We start from the raw sequence: 7,530 nt of genomic DNA, 5'->3' as shown, positions 1-7,530 counted from the left end.
AAAGGATATTTGAAAAATTTATCAAGATTTTATTTTATTTTAGGTTTGTCTTTACTGATTCCAATAGTTGGGGGTGTGATACTTGCACCCCTTATAACTTCTTATTCGCCACAAGCGTTTGATTTTGCTACGTTGGGCACTCCTCAACTTCCATCTCTTTTGCACCCTTTGGGCACTGATATATATGGGAGAGATATTTTGTCAAGACTATTGTATGGTGGTCGAGTATCTTTAAGCGTCGCACTCGTCGCCGTTAGCATTTCCGTATGTTTGGGAACTTTCTTAGGCAGCATGTCTGCTTTATTTGGAAAGGTATTTGATTTTTTATTTATGAGATTTGTAGATGCTATGCTTTCTTTTCCCCTAATTTTTCTTCTATTGGCTGTTCAATCGGTTCTAAAGAGACCTGAAATTATTTATACTATGGTTATTATAGGATTTACAAGCTGGATGGGAATTGCAAGGCTGGTAAGAACTCAAGCTCTTTCAATCAAAACTTCAAATTACGTAGAGGCGAGCAAGATGTTTGGCGCTGATAATATGTGGATTTTAAGAAAACATATTTTGCCCAATGTACTTAATATTGTTTTGGTAACTTCTGTTTTAGGGATGTCAAGTGCGATAATGACTGAGTCTGCCCTTTCTTTTTTGGGATTGGGAGTACAGCCGCCTTATGCTAGCTGGGGCAATATGCTTGGAGAGGCACAGGATTTTTTTCTTGAATATCCTCACCTTTTAATCTTTCCAGGTCTTTGCATAACCTTTTCTGTGCTTGGTTTTAACTTTCTGGGCGAAGGCTTGAGATTGTATATGAATCCAAAAGAGAGGGAGAAATGAGCACCTTTAAATTATTTGAACCCTTTAAGCCTGCAGGAGATCAAATTAAGGCTATTGAACAGCTATCAAATGGCATAGAAAGAGGATATAAATATCAGACTCTTTTGGGGGCGACTGGTACTGGTAAGACATTTACCATTGCAAATGTAATAAATAGAGTAAAAAAGCCTACTTTAATTATGGCTCCAAATAAGACGCTCGCAGCGCAACTGTGCTCTGAATTGAGGTCTTTTTTTCCTGAAAATGCAGTTGAATATTTTATTAGTTATTATGACTACTATCAGCCAGAAGCATACATACCCCAAAGAGATCTGTATATAGAAAAAGATGCTTCTGTAAACGACGAGATAGATAGATATAGGCACTCTGCCACGCGATCGCTGCTTGAAAGAGATGACGTAATAGTGGTTGCAAGTGTATCCTGTATTTACAGCCTTGGACAGCCAGAAGAATACAAGCTTAATTCTACTGTTATTAGAAAGGGCGATCGATTAAGCAGAGATGAATTTATAGATAATTTGATTTATATGCTATACAAAAGAAATGACTATGAGTTTAAGAGAAATAATTTTAGAGTAAACATGGATGTCGTTGATTTTATACCCTCTTTTGACGAATACGCTTACAGAGTAAGATTTGAAGATGATCGTATAAAGAGTATTACCAAGCTTCATCCGATAAGTCTTGACTCAATTGAAAAGATTGAAAATCTTTGGATATTTCCAGCATCACACTTTATCCTGAGGGATGAAAAGTTAAAAAGAGCAATAGAGTCAATTATGATTGAGCTTAATGAAAGAATCAGATATTTTGAAAGTGTGGGTAAAATCGTAGAAGCAAAGAGGATTGAACAAAGGACGCTTTATGATATTGAAATGCTTGAAACAATTGGTTATTGTAAAGGTGTAGAAAATTATTCAAGACATTTTACTTTCAGGAAGCCAGGTGAGCCTCCTGTAACTCTACTGGACTACTACCCAAAAGATTTTCTGATAATATTGGACGAGTCTCATCTCTCTGTTCCGCAAATTAGGGGTATGTTCAGAGGGGATGAGGCAAGAAAGAAAAATCTTGTCGAATTTGGATTTAGATTGCCCTCTGCATACGACAATAGACCACTTATGTTTGATGAGTTTATTCAGAAAGCTAATCAAATAATTTTTATGTCTGCTACTCCTGCCTCATTTGAAAAGGAAAATAGTTCTCAGATTGTGGAGCAAATAATAAGACCCACAGGCATACTCGATCCTATCGTAGAGATTAGAAGTTTTGAGAGCCAGGTAGATGATTCTATCAATGAGACTAGGGAAAACTCAAAGAGAGGATTTAGGACCCTCATAACCACTCTAACTAAAAGATTGGCGGAAGATCTCGCAAATTATTTGGTTCAAGAAGGAATAAAAGCTTATTACTTACATTCTGAGCAAGATGCCATTGAAAGGCTCAATGTTCTTCATAACTTAAGGCTTGGGAAGTATGATGTGGTTGTGGGGATAAATTTATTGAGAGAGGGTTTAGATTTACCTGAGGTTACAAGAGTTCTTATTCTTGATGCTGATAAAGAGGGTTTTTTGAGGTCTTCGACATCTCTCATCCAAACAATAGGCAGGGCTGCCAGAAATGTGGAATCAAAGGTTATATTATATGCATCTAAAATCACTGATTCTATGAAAGAAGCTATAGATGAAACTGATAGAAGAAGAACGGTTCAAATGGAGTATAATTTAATCAATAATATAACACCAAAGTCAATATCGAAACCTATTGGCGACATTGTGGACAGAGAAGCGTCGGAAGTATCGATTGAGGAAGAACTTAGATCTATAATTAAATCAAATAAGAACAGTTTAGAATTATCGGAAAAAGAAATTAGAACAAAAATGATAGAATATGCTAAAGAATGGAAGTTTGAAGAGGCTGCAAAATATAGAGATCTTTTAAAATTGTTAAAAAATATTTTTGATGATAAGGAGGTCGATTTTGTCACTGGACTGGGAGAAAAAACTTCAAGAAAACGTTCAACTGGTAAAAAACCGCGTTCAAAAAGCTAAAGAAGCTGCTCTTAGGAAGGATGAAATTTACATTCTGCCAGTTACAAAAACAAAATCTACAGAAATTGTTAAAGCACTGCTTGGCTTAGGCTTTAATAGATTTGGAGAAAATAGAGTTAGGGAAGCTAAGGAGAAACTTAAAGAAGTTAGCAGCGCTGAGTTTGAGATGATCGGTCATCTTCAGACAAATAAGGTTAAGGATGCTATCGATATATTTGAACGCATTCAATCTGTAGATTCCTTGAACTTATTAACAGAGATAAACGAGAGAGCATCTAAAAAAAAGATTACCATGCCTGTTCTCGTGGAGGTAAATATTAGTGGTGAAAATCAGAAACATGGCTTTTCGCCGCGTGAGGTAATGAACCTTTTTAGAATGACTTCACCTTTAAAATTTGTGAACATTGAAGGTCTAATGGGTATGGCTTCGTTGACTGATGATACCGCCATAATTAGAAAGGAGTTCTCTTCACTTAGAATTCTCTATGAAAGGTTAAACGCAGAGGGCTATAACCTTAACGTGTTATCAATGGGCATGACTGATGACTTTGAAATAGCTATAATGGAAGGCTCAAACATGCTTAGGATTGGCAGAGCATTTTTTGAGGGGATAGACATATGATTAAAATAGGAATTTTGGGAGCGGGCAGGGTCGGAGAAGCCTTTCTGAAAGGGCTGAAAGTTTTACACGATGAAGGAAGGATTTTTGTTGCTGCAAGCCATAGAAGGTTGGAGAGAAGAGAAGAGCTTGGCAGAAAATATTCTCTTAAAATATACTCTTCCAATGACGAGCTAGTACAATCTTCTGACCTTGTTGTCATTACGCTAAAGCCCGATCAGTTCAGAGGCCTTTCCGAATCGATGAAAAAAAAGACTTTATTTAAAGATAAAACAGTTATTAGCGTTATGGCTGGTATAACATTGAGTGAGCTTCATGAAAAGGCAGATATAGGCAAGGCATTTAGAATTATGCCAACTCTTGGTGTAATAAATCAGAACGGCTTGATGGCAATGTGCGCTTCAAGTTTGGTAGAACCCCAAGACTGGATGGATGTAGAATCTATATTATCTGCTTTGGGCAATGTTATGAGATTAGAGGAAGATAAATTTGCTGCTTTTACAGCTCTTGGCGGTTCTGGACCTGCTTATGTGGCGTTGGTGATGGAGTCATTGGTTGATTCGGGGGTAACAATCGGTCTTTCAAGAAATATATCAAAAAAGATTGTAGAGCATTTGTTCCAGTCGCTTGTGGGTTTAGTTGATGTGTACGAGCATCCAGTATATCTGAAAGAAGCAGTTATGTCGCCAAGCGGTACAACTGCTCAAGGGCTTTTGTTTCTGGAATCATCTGCTGTCAAGGGGAACCTGATTCAGGCAGTTGTAAAAGCATATCAGAGAGCGAGGGAAATGGAGTGACTTTTAAACCGAATATTACACCTTTAGACATCCAGAATAGAGATTTTAGCAAAGGCTTGAGAGGCTACAAGGAAGATGACGTTGATAAATTTTTAGACGATCTTTCAGGAGTCATCTCTCAAATGATGTCAGAAATTGAGAGGCTTGAAAAGGAAAATGACTATTTAAGGTCACGTATCCAGACAACTCAAAAGAAGAGCGAGCTTGAAACATCAACGAGCGATTTTCTTTCACTTATTCAAAAAAAGGTTGAAGAAGCAAAGCTTCAGGTCGAAAAGGAAATAGAATTAAAAAAGGTAAAATCTGACGAAGAGTGTAGGGCTATGATTCAAAGAACTAAAGAAGAGCACACTAAACTGTTCTCTGACATAGAGAGAATTAAACAAGAAAAAAGAAGAGAATTGAAGGGATTGGAAGAGTTTATTTCCAGGCTTCAGACTATTGTAAACAGAGAAATACAAAGTATGGATAGAGATAATCAATCTTCACAGTAAAATGGACTTTAAGGTAGAGCTAAGAGTCACTCCCAATGCAAAAAAGGAGTCAGTAGAAGTAAGAGATGGAAAGATATTTTGCAAGGTAGGCGCACCTCCAGAGGACGGGAGGGCAAACAAAAGGGTATTAGAATTAATTTCAAAATTTTTAGATTGCAAAAAAAGAGATATTGAAATATCTTCAGGAGAAAAGAACAGAAATAAGGTTTTGTTGGTTAAATCAGAAAATATTTTGCAAAAAATAAAAGAACAGGAGCAACAAAAAATATGAAAAACTTTTCCTTTCTCAATGAGTTTGAATTTAAGGCGAATTGTGAAGCAGCTTCGAGATACCTGAAAGATTTTTTGCCAGAGAAGATTGAGGGCATAATAGAGCTTGGATCTGGTTTTGGCAGGGCATTTGATGAGTTGAAAAAAGATATGATAATTAAATATGACAAGATCCCATTTTTTCCAAAAGCCTCAGCCCCATCACACCGTTCACAGCTTAGTTTGGTTTACATTAATTCAAAGCCTTATGTAATTTTGGAGGGAAGGTTTCATCTTTATGAGAACTATGGCGTTTGGGAGGTAATATTTCCCATTGTAGTTCTTTCGAGATTTAGGCCTAATATAGCCTATCTTACCAACGCTTCAGGCGGAATAAATAGTAATTTAAAAGTTGGAGAAGTTGTAATTTTGAAAGATCACATTAATTTTACAGGATATAATCCTTTAATTGGATTGTCTGACATTTATTTTGGTGAAAGATTTGTAGATATGAGCGATCCCTATAACAAAAAATTAAGGACTTTGGCTAAATCTGAATCCGTGAACGTATTGGGTTATGAGCCAAAAGAAGTTGTATACGTGGGAGTCTTGGGACCGAGTTTTGAAACGCCTGCAGAGCTATATGCTATGAGAACAATGGGAGCTGATATAGTGGGCATGTCTACAGTTATGGAAGTGATCGCTCTTAATGCTCTGAAGATTAAGACGCTGTGCTTTTCTTTGATTTCCAATATTGCAAGTCCAGACAACCCTCTAAAGGTTTCTGCTGAGGAGGTAATTGATATTGTCTCCAATAACAGTGATAAATTGAGAGATCTCGTAGTGGATCTTGCGGGTAAGGTTGATGCGACCAAGATTTGAAATTGCTCTTTGGTCACAAATTTCATATCTAAGAGGTCTGGCTAAAGCAAAGGGCGGCAACATTAGCCTTTTTAAGGATAACAAGATATATATAAAGCCTTCTGGTTACTCTTTTTTTGATGTTTTGCCATGGAAAATTAGCATAATAGATATTGATGGCACTACTAGAAATAATTTTAAGCCATCATCTGAATTTCCAATGCACCTTGAAATCTATAGAAAATTGCCCTTTGTAAAATCGATTTTTCACACACACTCATTTTATGCTACTTTATTTGCATTTACGAAAAGTAGCATTCCTGTTCTTTCTGAAGAAGCAAAAATATATCTAAAAGAAATACCTTTGATACCATTTGCTCAACCGGGAAGCTCAGAATTGGGCAAAAAAGTAGTTGAATATTTGTCAAATGGTATTTGTGCTGGAATACTTGAAAATCATGGGACAATTGTAGTTGGTAAAACTTTGAAAGAATGTTATTATTTATCTGAACTCTTGGAAGAAAGCGCAAAGATGGCGTGGTTTTTAAACAAATGTTCTAAAATTAATAGTTAATTTAAGGAGTTAGTGTTATGCATAGGCATATATTTGAACCATTTAAATTTAAAAAAGATTGTTTATTGTTGCTCGATCAGACAAAATTGCCCTTTGAGGAAGATTGGCTTGAATTATCTAACTCAGATATGATAATTGAGGCTATTCAAAATCTTAGAGTCAGAGGAGCACCATCTATAGGTATTTGTGGGGCTTTTGCTTTATATCTATCTATTTATAACGATAACACGCTTTTAACTGATAATAGCTCACTGAAAAGTGAAGCTGATAAGATTAAAAATTGTCGTCCAACTGCCATTAACCTCTCATGGGGAGTGGATAAGATTCTTGAATTTGCAGTTAATAGCTTAAATATAAATGAAATATTTGATTTTGCTTATTCACTGTATCTTCAAGAAATTGAAATAAACGATAAAATTGCTGCAAATGGCGCCAATGTCTTGCCAGAGGGAAATATTTTAACTCATTGTAACACTGGCTCGTTGGCCGCTCCAGGAGTAGGAACTGCTCTGGGGGTCATAAGGAAGATGTTTCAAATGAGAAAACTAAATTTAGTTTATGTTTCTGAGACCAGACCTCTTCTGCAGGGAGCCAGACTTACCGTTTTCGAATTGGATAGAGATGCTATTCCTTACAAGCTAATCGTAGATGGATCTTCGGGTATATTAATGAGAAATTCTATGGTAGATGCTGTCATAGTCGGTGCTGATAGAATTGCGGCAAATGGTGATACAGCAAATAAGATTGGAACTTTTATGCATGCATTGGCAGCTAAATTTTATGATGTTCCATTTTATGTGGCTGCACCTGTGAGCACAATTGACTTTTCTATCGCCACTGGTGAAGAAATTCCTATTGAAGAGAGAGATGGAAAAGAAGTAGTCAGATTTATGGACTCTTTTACAAACAAGGCTGATACGATTGGATTGAACTATGCTTTTGATATTACTCCTGCAAAGCTCATAAAGGCAATCATAACCGAAACAGGCGTGTATAAGCCAGAAGAAATTCTAACTTTGTTGGATTAATTATATAGATTTGGACATAT

The 7,530-nt window shown here is 36.3% G+C and carries 9 protein-coding genes; all 9 read left to right on the top strand.

The genetic code is table 11. The features are described from left to right. The coding region (locus V4762_RS02965) for an ABC transporter permease (RefSeq protein ID WP_347314289.1) at positions 1-837 on the top strand (837 nt) is incomplete at its 5' end. After that, entirely contained in the window at positions 834-2,888 is a 2,055-nt protein-coding gene (gene uvrB / locus V4762_RS02960) for an excinuclease ABC subunit UvrB (protein WP_347314288.1), read from the top strand. The genes V4762_RS02965 and uvrB, both read left to right, overlap by 4 nt. Then, entirely contained in the window at positions 2,818-3,510 is a 693-nt protein-coding gene (locus tag V4762_RS02955; protein ID WP_347314287.1) for a YggS family pyridoxal phosphate-dependent enzyme, read from the top strand. The genes uvrB and V4762_RS02955 overlap by 71 nt, the downstream gene beginning before the upstream one ends. Beyond that, positions 3,507-4,304: a pyrroline-5-carboxylate reductase gene (gene proC / locus V4762_RS02950; protein ID WP_347314286.1), complete on the top strand. Its 798-nt coding sequence runs from the start codon at positions 3,507-3,509 to the stop codon at positions 4,302-4,304. Before V4762_RS02955 ends, proC begins: the two co-directional genes overlap by 4 nt. Then, positions 4,301-4,798, top strand: coding sequence for a DivIVA domain-containing protein (locus tag V4762_RS02945; protein ID WP_347314285.1), 498 nt, complete (start codon positions 4,301-4,303; stop codon positions 4,796-4,798). Before proC ends, V4762_RS02945 begins: the two co-directional genes overlap by 4 nt. A gap of 1 nt (position 4,799) precedes the next feature. Further along, a complete protein-coding gene (locus V4762_RS02940; RefSeq protein WP_347314284.1) occupies positions 4,800-5,069 on the top strand; it encodes a DUF167 domain-containing protein in 270 nt (89 codons plus the stop codon). Continuing rightward, on the top strand, positions 5,066-5,929 hold the full coding sequence (locus V4762_RS02935; protein WP_347314283.1) for a purine-nucleoside phosphorylase: 864 nt from the start codon (positions 5,066-5,068) through the stop codon (positions 5,927-5,929). The genes V4762_RS02940 and V4762_RS02935 overlap by 4 nt, the downstream gene beginning before the upstream one ends. Continuing rightward, a complete protein-coding gene (locus tag V4762_RS02930; protein ID WP_347314291.1) occupies positions 5,913-6,482 on the top strand; it encodes a class II aldolase/adducin family protein in 570 nt (189 codons plus the stop codon). The genes V4762_RS02935 and V4762_RS02930 overlap by 17 nt, the downstream gene beginning before the upstream one ends. Before the next feature lie 17 nt (positions 6,483-6,499). After that, positions 6,500-7,510, top strand: coding sequence for an S-methyl-5-thioribose-1-phosphate isomerase (gene mtnA, locus V4762_RS02925; protein WP_347314282.1), 1,011 nt, complete (start codon positions 6,500-6,502; stop codon positions 7,508-7,510). Positions 7,511-7,530: the final 20 nt, after the last annotated feature.

Source organism: Thermodesulfobium sp. 4217-1, from assembly GCF_039822205.1.
GTDB lineage: Bacteria > Thermodesulfobiota > Thermodesulfobiia > Thermodesulfobiales > Thermodesulfobiaceae > Thermodesulfobium.
This window is presented reverse-complemented; position numbering and strand designations above follow the sequence as displayed.

Excerpts from the sequence above, each read along its gene's own strand:
- uvrB (WP_347314288.1), top strand. The coding sequence starts at position 834 with ATGAGCACCTTTAAATTATTTGAACCCTTTAAGCCTGCAGGAGATCAA.
- proC (WP_347314286.1), top strand. The coding sequence starts at position 3,507 with ATGATTAAAATAGGAATTTTGGGAGCGGGCAGGGTCGGAGAAGCCTTT.
- V4762_RS02940 (WP_347314284.1), top strand. The coding sequence starts at position 4,800 with ATGGACTTTAAGGTAGAGCTAAGAGTCACTCCCAATGCAAAAAAGGAG.
- V4762_RS02935 (WP_347314283.1), top strand. The coding sequence starts at position 5,066 with ATGAAAAACTTTTCCTTTCTCAATGAGTTTGAATTTAAGGCGAATTGT.
- V4762_RS02930 (WP_347314291.1), top strand. The coding sequence starts at position 5,913 with ATGCGACCAAGATTTGAAATTGCTCTTTGGTCACAAATTTCATATCTA.
- mtnA (WP_347314282.1), top strand. The coding sequence starts at position 6,500 with ATGCATAGGCATATATTTGAACCATTTAAATTTAAAAAAGATTGTTTA.